The 22,610-nt window shown below is 35.2% G+C and carries 25 protein-coding genes; 6 read left to right on the forward strand and 19 right to left on the reverse strand.

The genetic code is table 11. The features are described 5' to 3' along the window. The first annotated feature begins 169 nt into the window (after positions 1 to 169). From ACVBDU_RS23800 to ACVBDU_RS23810, 3 genes are all read left to right on the forward strand, one after another. Complete coding sequence (locus tag ACVBDU_RS23800) at positions 170 to 646, forward strand: hypothetical protein (protein WP_447182014.1); 477 nt, start codon at positions 170 to 172, stop codon at positions 644 to 646. Positions 647 to 859: 213 nt separating this feature from the next. After that, positions 860 to 1,453 (forward strand): hypothetical protein, encoded by a 594-nt coding sequence (locus ACVBDU_RS23805; protein WP_447182169.1) that lies wholly within the window; start codon positions 860 to 862, stop codon positions 1,451 to 1,453. Between the two features lie 217 nt (positions 1,454 to 1,670). Beyond that, positions 1,671 to 2,129, forward strand: coding sequence for a hypothetical protein (locus ACVBDU_RS23810; protein ID WP_447182170.1), 459 nt, complete (start codon positions 1,671 to 1,673; stop codon positions 2,127 to 2,129). Between the two features lie 234 nt (positions 2,130 to 2,363). Here ACVBDU_RS23810 and ACVBDU_RS23815 read toward each other — a convergent pair whose 3' ends face one another. From ACVBDU_RS23815 to ACVBDU_RS23875, 13 genes are all read right to left on the reverse strand, one after another. Beyond that, positions 2,364 to 2,900, reverse strand: a complete 537-nt coding sequence (locus ACVBDU_RS23815) for a YcxB family protein (protein WP_447182171.1) — start codon at positions 2,898 to 2,900, stop codon at positions 2,364 to 2,366. 92 nt (positions 2,901 to 2,992) lie between these two features. After that, positions 2,993 to 3,181 (reverse strand): hypothetical protein, encoded by a 189-nt coding sequence (locus tag ACVBDU_RS23820; RefSeq protein ID WP_447182172.1) that lies wholly within the window; start codon positions 3,179 to 3,181, stop codon positions 2,993 to 2,995. 94 nt (positions 3,182 to 3,275) lie between these two features. Beyond that, entirely contained in the window at positions 3,276 to 3,755 is a 480-nt protein-coding gene (locus tag ACVBDU_RS23825) for a hypothetical protein (RefSeq protein ID WP_447182173.1), read from the reverse strand. Between the two features lie 171 nt (positions 3,756 to 3,926). Next, positions 3,927 to 4,262, reverse strand: a complete 336-nt coding sequence (locus ACVBDU_RS23830) for a DUF2185 domain-containing protein (protein ID WP_447182174.1) — start codon at positions 4,260 to 4,262, stop codon at positions 3,927 to 3,929. 209 nt (positions 4,263 to 4,471) lie between these two features. Further along, the gene (locus tag ACVBDU_RS23835) at positions 4,472 to 5,029 is read right to left on the reverse strand and encodes a hypothetical protein (protein ID WP_447182175.1); all 558 of its coding nucleotides are present in this window, start codon (positions 5,027 to 5,029) and stop codon (positions 4,472 to 4,474) included. 53 nt (positions 5,030 to 5,082) lie between these two features. After that, the gene (locus ACVBDU_RS23840; protein ID WP_447182176.1) at positions 5,083 to 5,772 is read right to left on the reverse strand and encodes a DUF2695 domain-containing protein; all 690 of its coding nucleotides are present in this window, start codon (positions 5,770 to 5,772) and stop codon (positions 5,083 to 5,085) included. Between the two features lie 101 nt (positions 5,773 to 5,873). Beyond that, complete coding sequence (locus ACVBDU_RS23845; RefSeq protein WP_447182177.1) at positions 5,874 to 6,572, reverse strand: DUF7003 family protein; 699 nt, start codon at positions 6,570 to 6,572, stop codon at positions 5,874 to 5,876. A gap of 369 nt (positions 6,573 to 6,941) precedes the next feature. Beyond that, the gene (locus tag ACVBDU_RS23850; RefSeq protein ID WP_447182178.1) at positions 6,942 to 7,409 is read right to left on the reverse strand and encodes a hypothetical protein; all 468 of its coding nucleotides are present in this window, start codon (positions 7,407 to 7,409) and stop codon (positions 6,942 to 6,944) included. Between the two features lie 304 nt (positions 7,410 to 7,713). Next, complete coding sequence (gwsS, locus tag ACVBDU_RS23855; RefSeq protein ID WP_447182179.1) at positions 7,714 to 8,769, reverse strand: grasp-with-spasm system SPASM domain peptide maturase; 1,056 nt, start codon at positions 8,767 to 8,769, stop codon at positions 7,714 to 7,716. After that, on the reverse strand, positions 8,766 to 8,951 hold the full coding sequence (locus ACVBDU_RS23860; RefSeq protein WP_447182180.1) for a hypothetical protein: 186 nt from the start codon (positions 8,949 to 8,951) through the stop codon (positions 8,766 to 8,768). The genes gwsS and ACVBDU_RS23860 overlap by 4 nt, the downstream gene beginning before the upstream one ends. Further along, positions 8,935 to 9,933, reverse strand: coding sequence for an ATP-grasp domain-containing protein (locus tag ACVBDU_RS23865; RefSeq protein ID WP_447182181.1), 999 nt, complete (start codon positions 9,931 to 9,933; stop codon positions 8,935 to 8,937). Before ACVBDU_RS23865 ends, ACVBDU_RS23860 begins: the two co-directional genes overlap by 17 nt. Positions 9,934 to 9,993: 60 nt before the next feature. Further along, a complete protein-coding gene (locus ACVBDU_RS23870) occupies positions 9,994 to 10,176 on the reverse strand; it encodes a hypothetical protein (RefSeq protein ID WP_447182182.1) in 183 nt (60 codons plus the stop codon). A gap of 580 nt (positions 10,177 to 10,756) precedes the next feature. Further along, positions 10,757 to 12,295: a hypothetical protein gene (locus tag ACVBDU_RS23875; protein ID WP_447182183.1), complete on the reverse strand. Its 1,539-nt coding sequence runs from the start codon at positions 12,293 to 12,295 to the stop codon at positions 10,757 to 10,759. A 38-nt stretch (positions 12,296 to 12,333) separates the two neighbouring features. Between ACVBDU_RS23875 and ACVBDU_RS23880 the strand changes: the two genes are divergently transcribed. The 3 genes from ACVBDU_RS23880 (at position 12,334) to ACVBDU_RS23890 (ending at position 14,944) form a co-directional block, all read left to right on the forward strand. Further along, the gene (locus tag ACVBDU_RS23880) at positions 12,334 to 12,933 is read left to right on the forward strand and encodes a hypothetical protein (RefSeq protein ID WP_447182184.1); all 600 of its coding nucleotides are present in this window, start codon (positions 12,334 to 12,336) and stop codon (positions 12,931 to 12,933) included. Positions 12,934 to 13,205: 272 nt separating this feature from the next. Further along, on the forward strand, positions 13,206 to 14,015 hold the full coding sequence (locus ACVBDU_RS23885) for a hypothetical protein (RefSeq protein WP_447182185.1): 810 nt from the start codon (positions 13,206 to 13,208) through the stop codon (positions 14,013 to 14,015). Between the two features lie 11 nt (positions 14,016 to 14,026). After that, complete coding sequence (locus ACVBDU_RS23890; RefSeq protein WP_447182186.1) at positions 14,027 to 14,944, forward strand: hypothetical protein; 918 nt, start codon at positions 14,027 to 14,029, stop codon at positions 14,942 to 14,944. Positions 14,945 to 15,028: 84 nt separating this feature from the next. Here ACVBDU_RS23890 and ACVBDU_RS23895 read toward each other — a convergent pair whose 3' ends face one another. The 6 genes from ACVBDU_RS23895 to ACVBDU_RS23920 form a co-directional block, all read right to left on the reverse strand. Continuing rightward, entirely contained in the window at positions 15,029 to 15,445 is a 417-nt protein-coding gene (locus tag ACVBDU_RS23895; protein WP_447182187.1) for a DUF6896 domain-containing protein, read from the reverse strand. 1,600 nt (positions 15,446 to 17,045) lie between these two features. Then, entirely contained in the window at positions 17,046 to 17,501 is a 456-nt protein-coding gene (locus tag ACVBDU_RS23900; protein ID WP_447182188.1) for a hypothetical protein, read from the reverse strand. A 30-nt stretch (positions 17,502 to 17,531) separates the two neighbouring features. Further along, entirely contained in the window at positions 17,532 to 19,232 is a 1,701-nt protein-coding gene (locus ACVBDU_RS23905) for a hypothetical protein (protein ID WP_447182189.1), read from the reverse strand. A 9-nt stretch (positions 19,233 to 19,241) separates the two neighbouring features. Next, positions 19,242 to 20,693, reverse strand: a complete 1,452-nt coding sequence (locus ACVBDU_RS23910) for a T9SS type A sorting domain-containing protein (RefSeq protein ID WP_447182190.1) — start codon at positions 20,691 to 20,693, stop codon at positions 19,242 to 19,244. A 402-nt stretch (positions 20,694 to 21,095) separates the two neighbouring features. Beyond that, positions 21,096 to 21,560, reverse strand: a complete 465-nt coding sequence (locus ACVBDU_RS23915; RefSeq protein ID WP_447182191.1) for a hypothetical protein — start codon at positions 21,558 to 21,560, stop codon at positions 21,096 to 21,098. Between the two features lie 389 nt (positions 21,561 to 21,949). Then, positions 21,950 to 22,450 (reverse strand): SRPBCC family protein, encoded by a 501-nt coding sequence (locus ACVBDU_RS23920; RefSeq protein ID WP_447182192.1) that lies wholly within the window; start codon positions 22,448 to 22,450, stop codon positions 21,950 to 21,952. Between the last annotated feature and the right edge of the window lie 160 nt (positions 22,451 to 22,610).

Consider the following 22,610-nt stretch of genomic DNA (forward strand, 5'->3'; position numbering starts at 1 on the left):
TAGTAGATTTTTTATGGATATTTTTTCCATATTGTGCTCAAACGGGAGCTATTCGGTTTGTATTTGTTAAATTAGTTTGTTTAAACCACGCAACTAATCTCATACAAAACCGCTGGCAACAATATAAAGGTCCTGTTTAATATAAATCAATGAGCATAAATTAGAATATATGATTTTAAAAAGCAAAATCCTTTCAGTATTTATTTTAATTACTTTTTTAAGTATTAAAAGTTCTTTTTCACAAGAAAAATTTAAATATAATGTTGACTTAAACTTTCATATTGATAAGGTTGAAAAATGGTCTAAAATTTATACTGGAAGTGGGCATTATTATACAAAAAAAGGATTTAAATACTTTATGGTCTACCTGACTTTTGAAAACACCTCAGATAAAAAACAATTAATTGATTTCAATAATTTCTATCTTATAGACATAAACAATAAAATTAAATATAATGTTGACCTAGCTTTAGCTGCTGGAACAATAACTTGGATATATAGAAAAAACAAGAAAAAATTGAAAGCAAAACAAACAAAAAAAGTCAAATTAGCGATTACTTGTCCTGAAGACTTAAATCCAAATTTTTTGATGCTAGAAAATGATGAAATTTTTCCAATTGACCCTAAGTTAATTTCTAAAGATTAATTAGTTTAATAATAAAAATACTATAGCCAACAGCTAAGGCTTCGTTGCGTTTGCAGGACGAACAATGAAGCCCATGTTGAAACGGAGACCTTCGGTAGCGGTATGTTATGGAGATGGCGTTAAAATCCGCCAGGATTTTCTATTCGGGTTCTATTTGTTAAATTAGGTGCTTAAAACACGCAACTAATCTTATACAAACACATTCTACGCAATTTGAAAAAGATAATTCTCTACATATCGTTTGGACTTTTTCTTTTGGCCTGTAAAAAGGAGACAAAAGAAAACATTGTAATTACAGACGAATTCAAACTGGAATTTTTAAATCAGGTACTATCCGACACAACGGAATTGAAAGTTCTCCTTACCAAAAGCCAACTCATTTCTAATGCTGGATTTGGTGGAATGACGCCACCCCTTTTACCCGTTGACCCTAAAAACTCCAAAAAGACGATTAGTCACTGGAAATTTATATCTGATTCTTTAAAAGTATCAGACACCATGTTTATTCGAAAACAGGTTTCGGACAATATCCATCTGGACCTGAATCGACTGGAGAAATATGGATTTAATGTTTTCGACTTAAAATCAAAATTAGAGAATAACGAGCCTTACAGTGCAATAATTGACAGTATTAGCGAAGGGACCGAAAATTATGGAATTTTAAAATTCAATAAGCCAATTTTTAACAAGGACAAAAATCTAGCGTATCTAATGCTTGAGCAAGGCGCAGGCGGACAAACTCTAATTCTTGCATTAGTCGATGGAAAATGGAAAAAGAAAAATAAATTTGGGGATTGGGTAGAATAAAAACGGCGCAGAACATTGGCTATAATTCAGCTTTTCCGGGCGAACAAACTTGAAAAAACAATCTTTAAACGGCTGGATTTCGCAGTTGGAAAATCCTGGTGGGCCTGTCATTAACGTGTAATAAGCTGCGAAGTCGGAGACGTTCGCAGAGCCTACAACACTTCGAAGAGCGGGTATGAATTATGGTAAATATCTGGAATTAAATAAGATAGTTGTAATGATAAGGAAGAAGTTGGAATTAGGAGATGTTTTTGAGATAAAAACGTCTAAAGGCAAAGGATATTTACAATGTGTGAAGTTGCCAAAAGATACTTCGGAGGTAGAAAAAATTAAGGTTTTTAGTGATTTATATAGACAGAAACCAGAAATAGCTGAAGTTGTGATTTCTGAAAAATTCTATTATGTTGATTTCCCATTAATTGCTGCATACAAAAATGAGATTGTAGAATTTATTGAAAATGTTCCATTACCAGAAGATTTTTCTTGTCCCCGATATTATAGAACCGAGCATATGTTTGGTAGTGGATGGCAAATTGTAGATTCTGAGACTTGGGAACGGAAATCGGTTGAAGTATTGAACAGCGAACAAAAAAAATTATCCCCTTGGGGTGTATGGAATGATACTTTATTGATAGAAAATTTGGAGGATAATTGGAGATTAGAAAACTGGGAGTAGCCCTATCAAACTAATCTTGGATAAAACCTCCCATTGTGGAGATTTCCTTGATGCTGTCCATTGGGTTGGGTTTTTACCTGTTAGCCCATAAAATAATTTATGGAAGCATTAAAGATACGGATAAAACTGTTTTGGGCTAAGGCCCTCGTTTCCGCCAGGCTCAAATGAGGACCAGTTGGCCCTTCAACACTTCGTAGAGCAGGGTGCTGTTACCATTAGTAGTACTCTTTATTGTTATTTCCATTTCCAATTCAGTTCGTCAACATATTTAGCTCCTAATTCAGTCACAATTTTTTTGAATTCCGTTTGGTTTTCTATAAAGTGTTTTGGGACAATAAGAGCTAAATCAGTTGTCAATTTTATAAAGAAATGGTTTCTCGTTTCTATTAATTCTTTGAGTTCGGTTCCGTTTATTTTGCTTTCAGATGTAAAGTCTTTGGTGTATACTGAATTTTCATCAAAGTCAATTTCCACAGGGGTGTTAATCCGATTTTTATAATTTTCCTCAACGTGCTTTTCAAAATGTCTTTTGTACCTCCATTTGGAGTAAAAGGGGAAGAAGACAAACCATGAAATTGCTGTAATTCCAAAAACTAAAATTCCGATGTGGTTTTGGTCTTTCTTTGTCAAGTAAAGCCCATACAGTAAAAATAGAATTGGTACTATAACTCTACTATTTCTATGTCTTTTTTTATGTGTGTCAGATTTTGAAGAAGCATAAAGCTGATATTCTAAAAAATCCGAGAGGGTTAGTTTATAGTTTAGATTCATTTCGGCATTAATGGCTACGGTTGCAACTATGGGCTGCGGCAGTTTTCTTGCATCTAATTTAGCAAAAAAAACGTACCATTGGAACTATTCTGCTACCGTACGATTGTATCGTGTGGTATCCAAGCCTTTCTTAACACTCCTTTTTGCTTTTGGCAAAAAGACAGGCTATCGGGCAATATGTTCTTGTATTGGTTTCTTGTGAAAACGTCCAGCCACTCCACTATGGCAAAACTTACAAAATACAGGCCTTCCGGATTGTGGAATTTGTAGTTTCGGCTCATAGGTTAAAGCTACTAAATTTTGTGGTACGGTTGTGGAACTAGCGAGAGGGGAGAGAACGCGATACAATCGCGCACCAGCGGGGGGGTAGAAGGTCTATTCTTGGAGTTTAGCCAATTCAATCATTCTTTTAAAAGCACGAATAAAATTATCTTGTTTTTTCTTGTCGCACCAATCAAACAGGTAAATGTTGAATGATTTGGTCTTTTTAGATATTTTATTTTCTGAACCAGTGTATTGAATCACTGACCTGTTTTCAATTCCTCTTATTTTTAAACTTGGTACTGCCATGGTTGAATTAATGGTGTCCAGTTTCAAGGAGATTTGGTTTAACGGAATATTCCATTTTTGAAAAAAGTCCGATTTAGATTTCCCAATATAAAAAGTCATTGTGGTATCAGTCGGATTAAATTTCGCCTTGGTATGGACTTCTAATTGGTTTGCATCGGTACATTCAAACATATATGTCTGAACAATTTCACCCAAGTAATTCAAATCCCTACTATGTTCTATTCTTCTCTTTTCAGAACACGAGAGCAGTAAGGATATAAGTAATATGTCGATTACTTTTTTCAAAATATTGTACAATACTCAAATATACAAAACCTCTCAAAGGCATAAACAATAATGTCGCTGTGCCTCAAAATTGAAGCTTATAGTGTAGCCTTCCCTAAAATACTCTTTTATGCCTCGTTACAAATATTTTTTCCTATAAACCGTTGTTCCCGTTGCGTGTAGGCTTTATTTTTATTCCGATACGATTACGAATTCGTCCGAGTCATTTTTCCGTTCCAATTCCGTTCCAACCGGAAAATTAAGATATGGAATTATAGCTGTATCATAATTCGCAATGGTGTTAACTTCATAAATTCCGGTGTTATTAAAGTCATCTACATATTCCTGGCTTTCAGTTCCTGAAAAAAACCTCCATCCGCTATCATTTTCAAAGTCCGGTTCCTCCCGGTACATGTATCCTACTCTAAGACCATCAACAGTGATTTTGTCAGTTGCAAAACATCCTCCTAATCCTGGAATCAATTCTTTTATTTGTTCGGCTTTGAATTTATAATTTTTCTTGTTCATTATTTCGGTGGCGAGTATAATCGTACGGTAGTGGTGAAGTTACAAAAAATGAGGCTAATGGTCCGGAACATTGTGTTGAATGCCCCTCATAGACCTGTGCTGAGCACTTGCCGAAGTAGGAGCGCCCTCGTTTTCCGCCGGGCTCAAACGAGAACCAGTTGGGCTTTAATAATTATTTTTTCATGGTCGGTGTTGTGCAACTGTTTTCTTCAGAGTATATCTTTATTTTTTCCGTCAATTTTATGATTCATTTTTTGTCCCATTCCACTTGTTACGTATTCTGCTACAATTTCTTTTTTTTGTGTTCCAAGTTCCAAATATTCCAACGTTATGGAGCAATCTCCTGTTATTCCAATCCATACCGTTTTACTTTCACCTGGTCTTAATTCAGAAATATGTTCCGTTTCGCAGCCAACAATATTAATATCGGTCAATGTATTTTGAGTTGCATTGGTAAAAGTAACTCTCATATTTCCAATTAAGATCATTGCAACCCAAATATAAATGAACATTACGGGGATGTTAACCAGCATTAGCCTACCGGTTTTTCGAAGTTTTTTCCCGTTCGGCAAGTCAGATTTTGATCTGTATAAAATTGCAAGTAAAACAGTTAAATTGAAAAATCCGGCAATTATAATAAATCCATACCCAATAAATAATAGTTTATCATTTGAGGTCAGGAAATAAAATCCAAAAATCAGGGTTCCGAGGATGAACGAGATCATCATTGTTATTTTCCCTAATCTAATATATTTTCTGGATGTCATTTTATAGCTTTCTGTCAACGATGCGCAACCTATATGCTCATTAGGCATAGTTCTTATTTTCGAAGTATCACCTTATGGATCCTCAACTCCATTTTTGTACCACCAATTCCTGTTTTTTCCATAAAATACGCTCCCATTGGTTTTCCTATATCAATTTTATCAATCCTGGATAAATAATAGTCCGCTTCCCTTTCGGAAAATTTAGCTAATGCCCCCAACTTCAAATCCCTTATTTTTTTAGCGAATTCTTTTGCATCGGTAGGTTCAATTTCTTTAACAAATCCAATTTCAGTTGGTAATTCCGATTGAGTTCCATTAAAGAAATGAACACTTTTCCTGATTCTTTTTCGGGGTTTGAACCCATAAGGTGCCGGAATTAATAATTCCCCGTTTTCCGTATGATTGTTGTAATCGTAATTTGAACTGGAAAAAATAGCTTTTGTATATATTTTATCTGCTATTTGTTCATAACCCAACGGTATTTTAAAAGGATTCCCCGAATCTGTCGTTTTAGCTTGTTCTTCTATTTCTATATCACAATTTTCAGGGAGGTTCATTATGACTTCACAATCACAAAACCCGCCATTTGATTCCAATATATCTATCAGGTTATCTATGTTAATACTATTTTTTTCAGCCCATTCCAGAGTGTTCTTCAAGGAATGATCACACCTGGCATTTTCAATCCGTTTTTCAATAAAAGAGCAAAGTTCATTGACCTGATTTTCTGTTAAAACAGTCATTTTTCCAAAATTAAAATATACAGTTTGGCCCGTAGTAGCCTGTTTTTATAAATGATAGTATTATAACCTTTCTATAACGTACCTCCGTTCGGCCAGTTTTTCTAATGGTTATTGGGTTCTTTTGTTGGGTTATAATGTTTTGTCTGTCCGGATTCCAAAACCTTGGCAATTTGCTTAAACGTTTTATTATTTCCTGGGAGTTCGGAAGCAGTACAATCAGAGACATTCGCCTGCAACATTTCGAAGAGCAGGTAGTTATTTTCTTTGGCAATAGAGAGCTCATCTGTTATCCCGTCTAAATAATATTTCACATTTCGAAATGCTTCTGAAAGCTTTTTAAAATTAATTTGATTAATATTATCTAGTGTATCTTTTCCATTCTTATCAATTGGGTATCTGAAATTATCCGATTTTACATCTATTGAATGTAACTCTGTAATAAAATCAAAAACCTCTTTGGGAGCATCTTTGTACTGGTCTTGCCACACATTTTTTAAGGTCTCCTGCGATTTATCCCATAAAAATGAAAGATTATGACCTCCTTTAGTATCAATGGAAGCGGGACATAATTTATTTCCTTCGCTTATTATTTCTTTGAGTCTTATTTCTATATAATGTCTCATGAGATAGCAGTAAGGATAGATTAAAAAATCCTGGTCGCTTCTGTCTATTTTAAGAATTTGATTTTCAATTAACTCACACGCTTGTCTATATCCTTCTCCATAAAATAACCATTTATTGTCAACTTTTGAAAGTTGTGAATTGTATTCCCAATCTTTATCTGATTTGAAGTATTTCATTGTTTTTTATAATTGTCTATATAGGTGCACAAATTCCATCAAATAAATCTTCACGTGCAATTCGGTTTACAAAATTGATTTGCAGTCTATGCTATTATGCAAAGAAAATAATCAGTAAATAAACTTAAATACGGAATCTCGTAAACCCAACCATTTTATCCAACAAAGCCATAAGAAATCTGCCCAAAAAGAATCTCATTCCAGGCAAAAGTAGAGGGGAAGTTGTAGGCTTCCCTAAAAATGCATTGCTACTTTATTAAAAAGTCATCAATACGTCTATAAATATAGGAAAATATCAATAATATAATGGCAGGTTACGATTTTTTATACAATTCCTCAACCGGGGCTTTGAGTATGGCATATTAGTTTTTATGCCCTTAATATAGGCTGCGAAGTCAGAGACATTCGTATAACATATAACACTTCGGAGAGCGGGGACATTCGTGGAATCCGTAATACTTCGGAGAGCGGGGCCGTAACCCGTGCCTTGCCACCAATAAGAAATGCATTGGAAGTTATCTTGTCATCCGGTTCTCGTTGCGCACTGTCGTCTTTCCTTGTTTTGGTGAATATTACCCCGGCATATGGCCTTAGGCTAAACCATGTCCTCAGGTTAAACAAGTATTCTCCCTGTGCATAAAAACCGGACCCGTACGTATCTACATCGTCATAAGGTGCAGATATGCCATATCCTATAGATGCCCGGATGTATTGGCCTTTGGCAGTTTGAGCAATAGCCGCGTTGGAGATCAATACTGTAAAAATAGCCAGGCTGACGGTTTTACCTAAGGAAGGAAGTAAACAAAACTTTTTAGGTGAATAGTAGTTTTTTTGCATAAATGGTATCATTAAAAGTCTAAAATAAATTTTGACAAAAGAACGAAAAAGTAACTTAAATCCATTACCCAATGTGTTGGAAGAGCGACCACACGCACCCCATGTGTATGCGTTGATATTTAATCTGGTTTTAAAATTGCTTTTTTACTCGTAACTGCCAGATTAAATCTTGACTAATTCAATTGAGCAGTGTCTTAGACTGGGTAAGGCTACACGGTACTTCGAAATCCAGATGGCTAAAAAGGAGTGGGAGTTATTTTTCAGAGGTTTTCAAACGTAGACTAAATGACAGTTACTACACCTTTTAAAAATCATAAAAAGTAATAGCGGGAATTTTAGTTTTCATTTGCTTCCAATCATTCCACTGATTGGTATGTGGGTTATAACCACATTTTAAGGGTTTGCTATAAATATCTTTTGGGTTTTCGATATATGCTCTACAATCTATACAAATATCTCTAAATTCACATATTTTACATTCATTTATTTTGTCTTTATTTATGTTCCATAGCTTTGTATAATCTTCTTTTAACAGCAATTTCTCATGTGCCAATAACTCGTCTATTCTTCCATAAACTTCTCCTTGAGATGGGCAATTCTTAAAGAAACCGTCTTCATCTATGGCTATTTTTTTGTACAGACATGAATTATGAGTTTTTCCAATTGTTGTGTTCTGTAAATTAACAGTAAAAAAGCTTTCAGAGATCACTCCACAATTCTTTTTACTTACCTCCCTTTCAGAAATAATTTCAATATTTTTATTTGCATCGTATTTTTCAGAATGATATTTTATGCCATGTAAATACACTTTATTTAATCTGGGATATTCTCTGTATAAAGCATCCCATCTTTCAATGGGCATCGTTTTGTCTACTTTAGCGTACAATTCAACACTCCTGACTATAGATCCTTCGAAGGCATCAAGAACTTTCCGTATAAATTTTTCGGAATAAAAAGAAAAAAATCTTATTTGGAAACATCTAATCCTATACATTTTAATTGTTCTTTTTAAAGTATAGGTTAAATTATAAGTTGAGGATTTCGAATAATCAATAATCATTTCATTAAAATCAAATGCTGAATAAAGCTCCGTAGAATGATCTTCAAAATTTAGCTTTGATGAACTAAAATAAGCATAGCCATTTTCAATTAAAAAGCCTATATATTTATCAAATACTTGACTTTGCTCATTGTAATATTGCTTTGTTTTGGAATAGCCCCATAGTCTTAATTTTTTTATAACCTCAATTAATGAATTAGGGACTGTTGAGTATTTACCATTTTCAATATCATATAAGAGGGCACGCGTTTGACCAATTGTATATTTGACCGAAGAAAAAATATTTAAATGTTTATTCATATTTTACTTATATGTCTGAATGGAGGTTCAGTTAGGAAACTTTGTTTATACTTTTCTGAATAATTATCCCTTTCAAAATAATTATCCTGTTTCTTTCTTTCGATTATTAACGCATCATAAAATGGCGCAGGTAAAATTCCCTTTATAACAAGAGAATTGATTAATTCAATTTCTTTTTTCATGGTCTTTCTTTATCATGAATTCTACAATTTTTTTCTGTATATCATAATTAGAGTGCCTAGAGTATGCCTCGAACTGGCCCACAGGATTGACTTCTAAAAAATAGTATTCCCCATTTTTTCCATAAAGGAGATCAATTGCCCCAATATTTAAATTAATCTTTTTCATAAATTCATTAACCTTCAAATTAATTTCCTTTGGAAGTTCTATGGGCATGATTCGCGGGGAACTCTCCAAAGTACTAGCCTGCCTTGAATCAATAACTGTTTCATCATTTTCCTGAGATAAAATTAAAGATGCATATACTTTCCCTTCAAAATATATCACCCTATATTCATGTTCTTTTTCAATATATTCTTGGAATAAGGTCGGAAAAAAGCTATCTGCCACTTGATCTAAATAGTCTTCAGATACCAGCTTGGTGTACATTGGTTGAAGAATCATGTTCGGTGGGATATCATAAACAGAAAAATCTTCTATTGCTTTGGATATAATTAGTTTATTATTCAAGTTCCAAAATTGGCTCAATGTTTTTTTTGAGGTTGTTATAATAGTTTCCGGAACCTTTAATCCTACTTCTATTGCTGTCTGTAGGATTTGGAGTTTATTAACCGATGTTCGATTGTTTTTAGGTATCCAATAAGCATCAGGAAATTGATTTACGATAAAATTACTAAGGGAATAAAATTCAGATTTTAAAGCAGTCGTTAATATTTTTTCGAACTGCGGATATTTAGGTTTAATATGCTTGAAAACGTCAGCCTGTAACCACCTTCTAGAAAATATAACATTTACCTCTGACCTGTCAAAGCTTTCAAATTCTAGTTTTATATTATTTTCTTTAATTTCTACATTTATTTTTTCTCTTCCTACAAAAATATCTTCTCCATTTAATATATAATAATCAGCTTCATAGTATTCCAACCAATCGATAATTCCAGGAAATGAAGCATCTCCGGCTATAGTAGACAATAATAATATCACAAAATATAGGAGTTAAAAGTGCCCAAAATTGGGCACTTATGAATAAATTAGTCCAAAAAATTAAGGACAATCAACTTCAACAGTCCCTGCATTACTTCCATCAGACCATTTCTCATTTTCAGTGCACTTCTCGGCGGCAACGCCAACTTCTTGCATAGTTGTTGATGAAGTTCCTCCTTTAATCGCATTTAAATCGGAAATTTTTGTAACATGTTTCCCTTCTTGAAAATCATCTAGTTTCATAATAAAAAAATTAAGTTAATGTTTACTCTATTATAGGTTTTCAACGTCCCCTTTTAATGATTTTTGAATAATTCAGAGCAGCGATAATTCGTAATTATATTAAAAAGTATATGCCTAATATTTATACATAGAAATTCTATAAGGATTTACTAAAGCAAATCAATCGTTATAATTTTTTCAATACCTTAAACTTGCTAGGGATTGGAACTACTAGTAAGATTCTTCCTTTTCTTTAGTAGGGGAGAGATGTCATTTTTGACACGTTAAAGAAGAATCAGTAAAATTCGAGCATTAAAAGTAGTAGTTTTTACCCTCGTATGATGCTTAAATTATACACTTTTCTTCTTAAGATCGTCAAGTCTTATCATAATGTCTTTTGGTTGTTATGGGTTTATTCCACATAAATAATAATTTTTTTGTTCAAAAACAAATTTTTTATGCAAAAAGACTTACAGTGTGTGTAGAAAACTGTACGTTTTAACATTTATATTTTCAATCGATATGTGTGTGTATTTAGGGATAAATTACTTTGAATAGGCTTAAATATTTTATGATATTTGGTAAATGTCAATATGAAAATCTAAGTAGATTTTAAATAATTCTCGAAAATTTTTTTGAAAACTGTTCTACTATAAATTGGTTTAAGCTTCTTGTTGTTAATAAATATAGTTGGAGTTGAAGTAATACTATGTTCGTTTAAAAAATGGCTAATATGAGTTATATATTCAATATTCTTTTCTTGGTTTGGAAGGTGGTATTTCTTCAACCAACCGCGTTTACTTTTTAATACTAATAGATCAAAATAAGCATTATATCCTTCTGTTGGATTATTGCTTATTATTTCCATTAATCTTTTCATTATCAAAATGGACATAGGATTCTCATTACCATTTAGTTTAAAAACTAGAAATAAACTAACATCTTTTTGATTCTTTTCTATGACAGATTTAAGCCAAGTCGACATTTGTTTGCAAAAATTACATTCTATGTTGGTTACATATAGAATTTCTAATTTTGGAGTTAGACTTTTAAGAACCAAAAGTTCCTTAAAAATTAGGGGAAGAAAACTTAAAGTTTGGGAATTGTTTAAATAACCAGAAGGTTTAAATTCAGTTGATCTTAATATGTTGATGTTTTCTAGTTTTAAAAGATTTAATTCAGATGATGTGGTAAGGTGTTGTTTTTGTATAATAGTAATAAAGGCTGCTAATAAAAAAGAAAATAAGAAGTAATAAATCATCACATAACTCAAATATAAACTCTTATAATCTGCTATGTACAATAGATAAATCAATTGTAGTATATAAGTTGAGGATATAATCAAACATTTTGTACAAAATGCCTTTTGATTAAATTGATAGGCTATAGAGGCAATAATGATGGGGAATATTAGAGTATATATTAAAAGATTAATTGAATAAAGAATATTAATATTGTATTGGCTTAGTGTAAAAATTGAGTTAAAAAATAAGAACCCGACGAAAAAAATAGATCCCAATTCGGCAACGGTTATTTTGTATTTTGAACTGACATAAAAACTGTTGTATTTGCCACAATTGTTGTTTGAACTGCAAATATTAATTCTATTATTTAATCCAGAACCTGTTCGTAGAATACTATACAATATAGCTATCTGAATCACATTTATTGGGTACAAAAAGAAATCTCTAGAATAAAGGAGTATTCCTATCAACATTAAAATGATAATAGCTACATATAGTTTTTCCGTATTTAAAATTTGTAATCGTTTTTTTTCATCTCGCTCTGTTTTCAATAATAATATTTTTCTGGTCCATAGTTTTAAAAATTCCTGTTGTTCATAATATCTGGTTTTACTATATAATTCTACTTTGATTCTATGTTCAAGAACAGAAGCTATACATTCTTTTTCCTCACCTTCATTATTCAGTAGAGAGGTTATGAATCTATTTGGTAATTTAGGCCACAAATTAGGGTCATTTATAACCGGATTATCTAATGTGAAATATTCAACGGTAAAATCGTTCTCTTCTAAAACGTTTCTTATTGATTCAATGGATTGACACTTTTTAATTCTCTTTTTTAAGTCAATTCCGTAATATTTTTTTAGGTATTTTACGATAATTGTATGTAAATTCATAGCATAATAGGTATATTTACTGCAATTAAATTTATATTATGCGAATTTCAAAATTCTTTCTTTCTTTTTTATTTTTCGCTTTATCATTAATCAAATTAAGTGCTCAAGCAGACAAGGATTCTTTATTAAAACAAAATGCAGATGATTTGATCAAAGAATTAAAATTGATGTATGAATTAGATCAGAGTCTCAGAAATTATGTGGAATATGGAGAGTTTATACCTGATTCTGACGATATTGATACTCTTTTAGTAAGGGATTCCCTTTCCCGAAATGTTCAAAAGGAAATTTGGAGCTCTATAATTTCGCCCATAGACTCAATTAAAACGAAAAAAATGCTTTCGATCATTACCCGCTATGGATTTCCTTCAGTTTCAAGATTAAAGGGTTTGGGAGGAGAGAATATAGATTTTAATCCATTAATACTTTTAATTCATGCACCATATAGTATGTCCGAAATATTGATTCCTATAGTAAAACAAGAATTTGAAAATGGTAATTTTAGGAATAAGTGTGAATATGGATATTTATTATGGCATTTACACGGTAGATCAGATTTTAAGTATATGTTAGAGAACGGATATATTATGGAGACTGACGAAGATGGAAAATTCCATTTAAAAAATACATGTGAATAACCCTCCCAAAATTTTGGAAACTACAATATAACCTGTATTTTTCCCGGATTGCCAATATGCTATTAAGGTTATACGAAGAGGAGGCAAACAGTACTATTTTAGCATAACCTTTTTCGTGCGTTATCGAAGTAAACGCGTTATACAATGAGCTTTCGTTTCCGCAAGGCTCACACGAGAATCGGTTGGGGCAATGTCCCGGGAATTCCCACTTCATATCAGAAAAATCTTTATATTTATGAGCTGATACTACCCCTTGTAAATCTAAAAGAATTATGGAATTTACTGTACACTCCATAAAGGACATTGAAAGCTGGTTAGAGATGCACCGAACAACGGGTATGGATATAGATCTTCATTTTCATGTAAAACGAAGCCCCGATATTCCTGGCGAAGATTCACTAATTGATATGCCCTTTAAAAATACCAGGGGAGAAGAACCGTTCGACTGGACTAAGGAGAAGGAAACTGGCCGATACGTTTGGAAAGAAGATGTTACTTCAGAAGAAAATACCCCTCATGGTTATGACTACATTGGGCGTAGAGAAAGTGACGTATGGAAAGACTATCAAAATAGTGCGTCGAATGGCGTAAGCAGGTTGTACCGTAAATACATAGGTGCTCCGGATTTGGATAAGGATTCGTTTTATAGTGCACGAAATGAAGATTTAAAAAAACTGGTAGAGGAAATTTTTGATGCAGTAAAAAGGAGGGTTGACAGTGTAAATCGTAATTTCGAGCCTATTGATTTAAGTACCAGGGGAAGTGGACAATACTATGGGACAGGGCGTGCTTTCGGTATCAAAGAAGGCGCTATCAATGGAGTGATTCTAAAATTGGAGTATGAAGGAATTGTTTTTACTGCAAATGTTAGTTTCGATCCGTTGGACCCAAGAGTAGATTCTCCAAATACGCTTAGCCACATAGAATCTACCGAAATCAGGAAAGGAAATTCAAAATATAACGTATTTAAGTTTACGGGCCCCACGATTGGTGTAAATCAGCCCATGATATATATACAGATGGACCGCGAGGCTTTTAAGCAAGTTTATAAAGAGATAATGGGTTATGAGTATAGAGACTAAACAAGTTTGAAATGAAGATCATTAAAGTTATATTATCCTTATTGGTCATAACCCTATTATCCTATATAGGATACCAATATTATCAATTTACTTCTTTGCGGGAATTCATAAAGCAGTTTAAAAATTCCGGTAATGAATTATCTGTAAGTACAGCTCTTACGTCTTCATTTGATCATTATGGAGAATTGTGGCCAAAGAATAAAAAAGATCTGGATTCGGTTTTAGACCGGGTAAAATTTTTGAATGGCCAGACAGACAGGTTGTATATAGAGAAATACGGTTACAACATCCATATAGATACCGTAACGATCGATACGGATACCTTGAAAGCAAAGTATATAGAATACAAACTGTATTCTTACGGACCAAATAAAAAAGACGACCAGCTAAAAAACCTTCCTTTGAACAATCTTCCGATGGAGTATACTCCCGGAGGAATTCCAATAAAAGAAATAACTTTTTGGGAGTATCTTTTTATGGATAAAAACTTCGATGTCGTTCTTGTATATGCTTCTCCGTATTATGATTGCGAGAATAAAAAATACAGACAGGTAAATAGTAGATCTCCCGAATCGAAATCGGGAAGAATGCAAGATGCCTATATAATAAAACCTGTTCAGAAAAGAAACGGCCCTTTAGATATTACCTATATTGACAAATACGAAGAAGATAAGCAAAACCTATATACCAAAAAATTTAACCAAACCCTTCAAACCATCCAGGAAAATCTAACGGAACAATACCCCGACACACCCACTGAAGGCCTTATTTTTAACTACAATGGCAAACGTGTAAGATGTATTTGTTCCTTTAACGTCCCGGATGCCCCGGTGACCACCATAGAGAACATACTTACCAAAAAACTGAATACTGCCACCAATTATATTGGAATGACTGCCTTTTATATGGAAGTCCCTGTGTTGCAGTAAAAATAATGTATACCATCCGGGGCTTGCTTCCACCAGGCTCAAACGAGGACCGAGGCCTGCAAGACTTCGAAGAGCAGGGTTTTTTTATTTTCTTTCTTCAATTATTCCAGTACGATATAGCTCATTTATTAGTGGCTTAAGCTCTTGCCAGTCCAATTCTTTACTAAATTCTTTGTATTCATCAGTACTGTCCAAATACCTCTTTAAAAACCAGGTATCTAACTTTCCAAAGATAGGGGGATTCGATAAAATCACTTCTATGTTTTGCCGAGTTTTCTTTTTATGAAAATGGCACTCCCCACCGTGAAAAGCGTAGTCCACTCTTTCTGAAAGTTGTCCTTTCCTTGGAACATTTAGATTTCCTTTCCAAATCAATTCTTCATACTGTTGCTTTACCGAAATATCATAACCAAATTTCTCACCTAACCTTTTCATTAGTTCGATACCTTCGGTTCGGTAGTCGTTAATTGCTTTGGTTAATATTTCTAATGTCAGTTTCATTTTAATGTATTACAACACCCAAATATACATAATCCTTCTTTCCGGTGATCAAAAGGCATAAGTGCAAGAACTTATTTTCTCCATCCTTTGTAATCCTCCTTTTATGGCGTGTTACAAACGCTTTTTTACGATAGGCCCTCGTTTCCGCCAGGCTCAAATGAGGACCAGTTGGCCCTTCAACACTTCGTAGAGCAGGGCTGCGAAGTCAGAGACATTCGCATGGCATATGACACTTCGGAGAGCGGGTGCCTTCATAGAGACGTAAGCTTCCCTAACATTTGCGGAGCATCGTCTTATAAAAGAACTCTTCGTAGAGCGGGGAGCTGGGGTTAGTCAAATTATTTACCTGCCTAAGTAAATCTTTAATAAAGTAAAGATTACAATCGCAAAACCAATAAGTGATTGCCAACCCAAACGATACTTATTTAAAAATAGATTTACAATTTCAACTATAATGAAAGCAATTAGAACAACAATATGTGAGTACGCTAATATTATTATAAAAATATACAATTCCTCAAAATACTTTACTAACTGCCAGAGAATAAAAACAATTATGTTTAAAATTCTTATATTTTCAGCTAACCTATTTATCGAGTTTTTGATAACCATTTGAAGTTAAAACATTATTTATTTGATTGATTATTGAACTATCAAAGTTTTGTAGCGCTAACTGGATTTCATTCCTTACCTTCAAATGCAAAATAGGTATATATGAACTATTTTGATAATCATCTATCATTTTTTGCAATTCTGCGGTGCTAAAATTAGTTGTTAGAACATTAATTACGGAGTTTTTAAATGCCTTATAGTTTATACTGTTTTTTTGAAGAGTTCCATACATTTTCAGGTATTTCGGGACGATTTTTAGATTCTCTCAAATATACTTCTCAATGAACCTGGGTAATCTACTAGACACCTGTAATTTATTATATACTTGCTCGGCGACTGGTTTCTTAATATTCCTTTTCGTTCAGCCAAAACACTGAGAAACAATGATCTTATCCAACAGCCTTTTCTTCCTGCATAGTCCGTTGTACTGCGCTTATTTTACAGTATGAAGGAGAGGGAATGTGATACAATCGCACATCAGTGGATAAGTAAGATTTTTCTTGTCTAAAATGTTGATCTTATACAGGTTATAAGTTATTTCTAAAACTAGCAATCACCCAAAGTATCAAATAAACTATAAAAGGTAATATACCCCACAAAACCAACTTATTACTAATTATATGCTTTAAGAAGTTAATTTTATGTTTTAAAACATATCTAACTTCTGTTATAATAAAATAAATAAAAATCCAAACAGAGAAAAAAAGGAATAAATAAACTCCCAAAATAGCCACAGTCCAATAATCGTTTTTATACCCGAATAAGTTTAAGTAATAGGGTAGAAAAAACAGAACACACACGTTCATACCAACAAGGTTAATTATCCTAATTGTATTTTCTCCTTTCATCTGTTCTTTTTTATTGTTTTTCAATGGTCACATGGAACCTCCAACTAAAAGTTAGCTGGTTTGACAATTAAAACAATCATGCGTATTTGTGCTTTAATGATGTTTTAATCATGTCGGTTTCATTTATTCATAATTAAGGTTTAATATCCATTATCTGATAAGATTTGAGATATTTTCTGGTCAATAGTATCTTGAAAGTTTGGCATTAAATCATATAACTCTTTTTTTATTAGGTTGGGTATTGGAATTGACGGTTTATCAGAAAAATCATTAATTAAATTTTGCATTTGTTGGTTTGACAAATTATTATTAAGCACCTCGATTGCTCCATTTTTAAAGATACTATAATTTATACTATTTTTAATTTGAGTCCAAATATTATCGGGAACATGAGGTTTTTCCTGTTTTTGTGAATCGATATACCGATTTGTGAATTTTACAATTCGAGTTGACACAACTAGTCTATTATAGATTTGTTCTGCAAGACTTGTCTGTTGTTCCATGATCACATCTTCTACTGATGAATTAGCAGCAATTAATTTAGTTATACAACCACAAAATAAAATTGAAATAACTACTATTTTTATATTTTTCATCTTAATCTAAATTTATAATTCTTATAATTTCTATTCTGAACAATCTCCTATATTATACTCATATCTTTTAGCATATTCTTTATTCTTATCAAAAGATTTTGCATCGCCACCTGGTTTACTGTTGATATATTTTTCAATCGTTTCCATTAAATTTTTCCAAGTCCTGTCTGCTAAATCAAAAGCAAAATCTCCACCTAATCCAAGTGTTACATTTGCAGCAGAATCAACCCAAGTAGTTAATCTGTCGGCTCCCCTAACAACAAAAGAATAACTACCGTTGCCATTTTCTTCTATACCAAACCATCTATGTCCACTAACTGGGTGTCCTAAGTGGTCTACACTATGTACAGTAGTAAATACCCAATACATTTCACTATTACTATATTCTGTACATATTACTGTTGCTGTATCCATTAAAGTATCAAAATCCATTGCAGATCCTATAGGGTTTGAGGAACTCCAAGAATTTATGTCTTGAACAGCATAGGGCATGAATTCTGCTTTTTCCCAAAAAAAATCTCCTCCTGTAATCAAGTCATAAAAGTTTGTTCTTATTTCTTCAAACAATTGTTGGGGAGTATAGCCATCAGGCAAATTATTTATGTCTAAAGAATAACGATCTAAATTGATATTACCATAACCATTCTCAATTTCTTGGATTTCGAATGACTTAACCATAGTAGCAACTCCATTAGGGGTGCCAAATGGTTGAGTTCTGGAATTAATCTGGGATAGCAGTGGGTCTATAATTTTTTTATGTCTTAAATCGCTATTTAAACATGGGTCAGGTTTACAGCCTCCATTTCCATCTGGGATTTTTCCTTTCTCGCAAGCAGTACAATTAGTAGTCAAGTTAAAGCTCGTATCATCACAATCGGGCCCTTTTGGGTTAGCGGTTGTCCAGCCAGGTCCTGGGCTAGAGCTTGCCCACTGCCCTGCGGCAAAATAACCGTCGCCGTCTTTGTCCAGAAACCAAGTTACCGTAGGTGCTTGCGGGTCACTGCAATCGTAGGTTTTTGTGGGGTCGGTATCGTCACAGTCCAGGCCTTTTGTGGTGTTATTGCACCAACCCAGGCCCGGGCAGGTAGCACTAGCACTTTCTCGGGAAGCACTGTGCCAGCCATCACCATCGTTGTCCATGTACCAGGTTGTTGTAGAAGTATCTGTACCGGTACCGGGTGTGCCGCCCTGCCCTGTGGCAGCTGCATATTGTTGGGCGGCAAGCCGGGCATGCATTTCTGCATCTGCCACGTATGCTTCTGCTGCATTCTGTGCCATGTTCACCCCGGATAATTCTAGCATTTGCCCGGTTGCCGCTGCTGTTTCCTGGGCTCTTTTGAACTCCTGTTCTGCCAGGCCCAGAGCTTGTTCTGCCTGGGTCAGGGCTTGTTCTGCCTGGGCCAGGGCTTGCTGTGCTGCCAGCGCCTCTGATTGCTTTGCCCGTATTTGTTCCTGTAATACGGACAGGTCTATCGTTTGGATCTGTGCCTGTACATCAAACAGTGTAACCCCCGTGGTTTGCAGACTCTGGGCCACTTCTATTGCTTCTGCTGCCCGTAGTTCTTCCAGTAGCTTATTCATTTCATCTATAGCCTGTACACAAGCATGGTATTGGCCGGTGCCCAGTTCATACCCCTGGCACGATGAATAATCCAGTTTTTGTTGTGCATATCCCACCATGGTGCCCATTATGGCAGTTATATAAATATACAGTTTTATTCTTTTTTTCATGGGAGCCGCTTATTGTTTTACTAACTTTCTTGAATATACCCGGTTGCCTATCGTTACCCGCACTATGTAGATCCCTGCTTTAAGATTGGCCCCGTCCAAAGTGTAGTGGTGCTTGCCAGCGGTTTGCCATGCGCCCGGCTCCAGGGTTACAGGTACGGGATTGCCGGTAAGGTCATAAACATGTACACTTACCTGCGCTTCGGTATCCAACTCATAGGCTATGAGCACCTCGTTTACAAATGGGTTGGGATACAGCGCGATAAAATGCGGTTCTTGCCGGCTCAGGCCAAGGAGCTCCTCATCGCCTTCTTCGGTGTGCTTTAAAATAATACGCATAGGTGGCCCGGGCTCCCTATCAATCGGGTCATAGGTTTCCAGGTTGCCCACCAAATAGGTCTTTTTGTTAATGGTCTTAAGCTCCATTTGTGCCGATAGCAATTTCAGGTATAAGGTAGTTGCATACGAGGTGTCGCTAAGGGGCCGGTCCAGGCCCAGGATCAATTCGTCAAAGTACAAGGCATTGTCCTGCCATATGGCGGTGGCCTCATTGGTGGTGCCGTTTATCTCCCATACGTAGTTTACATTGCCGTCCTGTACGGAGAATTCACAACTTAGCGGTACTATTTGCATGATCTGTTTGCCGGACCAGTCCATCCTTACCAGTTTGCCTTTCCATATGCCGTTCAGCTTTTTAGGTTTTAGGGCCTTGCTTTGGGCCTGTTGCGCCCTGGTTATGGTCAATGCCTCAATGGCCTCCTTGCCAATGCCCGTGTTTCCCAGGGAGTCCTTTTCTTCAAGCTGATTGATAATTGCGGTATCTACGGTTTCTTTGGCGTTTTGGGCAATGAGCTTTAAAAGCTGCTTGCTGTTTTTGGTATGGCTCTCTTTGTAGTACCGGGCGGCTTTTTGGGTGTCCCTGGGCACGCCATAACCAAAATAGTAGCAGTTGCCCAACCAGTGTTTTGCCATAACGTAAGGGGTTGATTCAAACCATTCGATGGCCTTTTTGTAATCTTGTGGCACTCCAAAGCCCTTGAGGTAATTGTAGCCAATGGCGTATGCGGCATGCTCGTTGCCGTGCTCGGCAGATAACCTGAACCAGTGCATGGCCTTGCTAAAATCAATCTCGCATCCGGCACCTTTCATGTATGCGTTCCCGATATGGTATTCGGCTGTTAGGTTTCCCTGCCGGGCCGCCTTCATATAATATTTAAAGGCAAGGTCTTCGTTTACTTCAACTCCCATCCCCATAAGGTGCATATTCCCCAGGAAAAGCAAGGAGTGGATGTCACCTTGGTTGGCCTTTTCCTGTACGAAGGCATAGTCTTTTAAGAGGTCCGGGTCTGTAGCGAATATACCGGTGAACGGGGGAACTTCTGTGAAGGTTGTGCCATTGCCGTCCTGTGCATAATTGGCAAGCCCCCAGAGGAGGGAACTCAAAATGAGTAATTTTTTCTTCATATTTATAACGTTTGGTTGGTAATGAGAGTTATTGTTTCCCGGGTTTTTGTTGGGGAGTAAATTACTGTTTATTTAAAGGGCAAAACGGTTTGGAATGTGTTTTATATAGGGCTTTAATGTGTTTTTCTTGGTTTTTTCGGATTGTCACCGTAGTCCCTGATAAATCGGGGAATTTATGGCTTCTGCTTATAGGTTATAGCTGCTAAATTTTGTGGGTATGGTTGCGGAACTGGCGGGAGGGAGAGAACGCGATACAACCTTAAATCCGCAACTCCGGATAAAAATGAAAAGAAACCAGAACAGCTAATATTATTATCAATTTTTTCATCAATACTCACAATACGATTATAGGGGGTGGTCCCAAATACGTCATGAAGATGGAACCGATGATGTCAACGAGCTTTATTTCATTGTTTGTGCCAGGTACACTATTCCAAAAATCCAACCTGTATAGAGTATAGTATAAGTCAGCGAATAAATTGCTGAAATTCCAATGTCTCCCTTAGTTTCCGTTGATTTATTAAAAACAAACTTTAAAGCCCTGAAAAAAATCCAATACAACATGGCGAGGATTATAAAAATCGAAAACCAAAATACAGCTTCTAATACTACCAACAGGACAATAAAAAGTATCGTAACCCCAATCCAACATAAGATGGAAATGATCAACCCGCTAATTCCATCCCCGACAGAAATACCCGGTGTGTCAAAAGCGGGTGCTGTATGTCCGATAATATCCCCTTTTCTAAAATTCCTGAATTTTGGAAAATTGTCAATCAGTCCCATTCCTTTATAAAGCCCGTAAGTCATAAACAGGAAAAGGGTGGTTGCAATGATCCCTAAGGATAAATACAGGTTTGAAGTCAAACTCCGGTTGTAATTTACTCCGGTTAAATAAACGGTCAGTATGGTAATTCCGATGACGATCAAGGAAATTACAAAAACTGATTTCCCCTTTAAATATGTCTGTTTAGCTTTCAGTTGTATGTGTTTTTGCTTGTTGGTAAGCGTTACAAATGCTTTTATATGATAGATTCTTGTTTCCGCAGTGCTCAAACGAGGACCAGTTGGGGTATTTTAGGAATATGAACTTCATTTGGTTTCGTGTTCTGCATTTTTCTTTATGTGCTCTAAAACCCGGTTGTGAATTTTATGTACGATGTAATTGCTCCATAATCGCCAATAAAATTCAGGCCTGATGTTATGATAATACCAGGTAGTTCCTTCCAGAAGTGTATTTCCGTTTGGTAATTCGGTCAGCTTAAACTGTCCTTGCCTGGAGACAAAATAATCGTGTAAATGAGGTGCACAACGTTCCAAAAACTTAATTCTTCCATGGGTTCGGGTTGTTCCAACACGTCGAACTTTAATAATTCCGGTTGGTCCCAAACGGTTATTGGTTCTATAAAACTTCCTGTTGTAAAATTGCAATGTCTTATCGCCCCGATCCCTGTTCCGTCAATTTTTGCATTTATCGGATATGCGATTCCTGTTTTAAATATAAATTCGGTTGGATCATCTAATTGCGGAAACTCAATGACATTACTCCAAACCGTTTGTATGTTGGCTTGAATTTCTATGGATGAAACGACTTCCGATACATCAGGTTTAGTATCTTTTTCCACAAAGTTTGTTATAGGAATAAGCCCTGTTAAGATCATTAATGTCGTCGGAGCTTTGTTTGGGATCTTCTTCAAAAGGGCATAACCGATGGAACTTCCGGCCCAAGTGAGAAGAAGTCCGAGAGGTAAGAGCATTATAATACATATAAGGCCTTCAATGGCAAAGACCACAAGTCCGAGCAGGTAAACCCCGAGGGTTAAAAATCCGATTTGGTACGATTGGATGTACGTTAGCTTGTGTTTTAGCCCATATAAAACAGACGATCCGAAACCGATAAAAACGGGTATTAAAATG

This window comes from Sinomicrobium endophyticum (assembly GCF_052983315.1).